The 1,303-nt window shown below is 71.3% G+C and carries 1 protein-coding gene, 1 pseudogene and 1 riboswitch; of the genes and pseudogenes, one reads left to right on the top strand and one right to left on the bottom strand.

The window, feature by feature from the left end:
* A pseudogene (locus ADK55_RS15245) lies at window positions 1-203 on the bottom strand (cobalamin-binding protein); the annotation flags it as partial.
* A 130-nt stretch (window positions 204-333) separates the two neighbouring features.
* Window positions 334-513: riboswitch (cobalamin riboswitch) on the top strand.
* A gap of 225 nt (window positions 514-738) precedes the next feature.
* Between ADK55_RS15245 and ADK55_RS15240 the strand changes: the two are divergent.
* Window positions 739-1,303, top strand: a 565-nt coding sequence (locus tag ADK55_RS15240; protein ID WP_159041400.1) for an aldehyde dehydrogenase family protein, incomplete at its 3' end; no start/stop codon positions are given.

Raw genomic sequence — 1,303 nt, 5'->3', positions numbered from 1 at the left:
CCGCTGTGCGCCGCGCCCCCGACCGCCTCGGAGATCTCCCGACTGGACAGCTCGTCGGACGAGAACGCGGCAGAGGTCACCACCGGCACGCCGGCCACCGCCGCCGGCCAGTCGCACTCGTGCGTGCGGCCCACCAGATCGGCGAGCAGTCCGAGTTCGGCCACGATGTCGGTGGCGGCGGGCAGCAGGGAAACGATGCGCATCCCCCGAGCGTAGGCCGTCTCCGGGGGAACCTCGCCACGTCGGTTTCCGGCCACTCACGGTGGAGCGGCGCTCGCGCGACGCGCCCGGGACGACGGGCGGGGGTGGACTTACTAGGACGTCCAACTATATGTTCCTGGGCAAGCCCGCGGTGCAGGGAAGTCGGTGTGAATCCGACGCGGTCCCGCCACTGTGACCGAGGAGTGTGCTCTTCCAGCAGGACAGGCCACTGACGGGGAAACCCGTTGGGAAGGCCGGAGAGCGCGCGTTGATCCGGGAGTCAGGATACCGGCCGCGGGGTGTTCCGTGTTGTCCACGAGGATGGAGCAGACACGCATGGCACCGGTACGTGACCACGGCCCAGGTGATCCGGCGGAGTTCCCGAAGTACGCGGCCCTGTCCGCGCGTTCGTGACTCACCGAAGGCATCCACGCCTTCACTGTCCCGCGACCCGCCCCGCGCCGCGCACCCCGATCGGTGCCGCGCCGCCGGCTCGTCGCGCCCTCCTCGGACCTCACCTGACGAGAGCAGGCTTCGATGGTCCGCGAACTCACCCACTTCATCGGCGGCAAGCACGCCCCGGGCACCTCCGGCCTGTACGCCGACGTCCACGACCCCAACACCGGAACGGTCCAGGCCAGGGTCCCCCTGGCCGGCCGCGCCGACACCGGGACGGCCATCGCCGACGCCGAGGCGGCCCAACGCGAATGGGGCCAGTGGAACCCGCAGCGCCGCGCCCGCGTGCTGCTGCGCTTCCTCCAACTCGTCGAGGGCGAACGCGACTCCCTGGCACGGCTGTTGTCCGCCGAACACGGCAAGACCGTCGCCGACGCCCACGGCGACCTGCAACGCGGCCTGGAGGTAGTCGAGTTCGCCGCCGGCATCCCGCACCTCCTCAAGGGCGAGTTCACCGACAACGCGGGCTCCGGCATCGACGTGCACTCGCTGCGCGCCCCGCTCGGCGTGGTCGCCGGCATCACCCCCTTCAACTTCCCCGCGATGATCCCGCTGTGGCAGGCGGCCCCCGCCCTGGCCTGCGGGAACGCCTTCATCCTCAAGCCCTCCGAACGGGATCCCTCCGTCCCGCTGCGGCTCGCCGAAC

The sequence above is a fragment of the Streptomyces sp. WM4235 genome (assembly GCF_001279725.1).
In the GTDB taxonomy this organism is placed as follows: Bacteria; Actinomycetota; Actinomycetes; order Streptomycetales; family Streptomycetaceae; genus Streptomyces.
The sequence above is the reverse complement of the archived record's forward strand: the minus strand, read 5'-3'. Positions and strand labels throughout refer to the sequence as shown.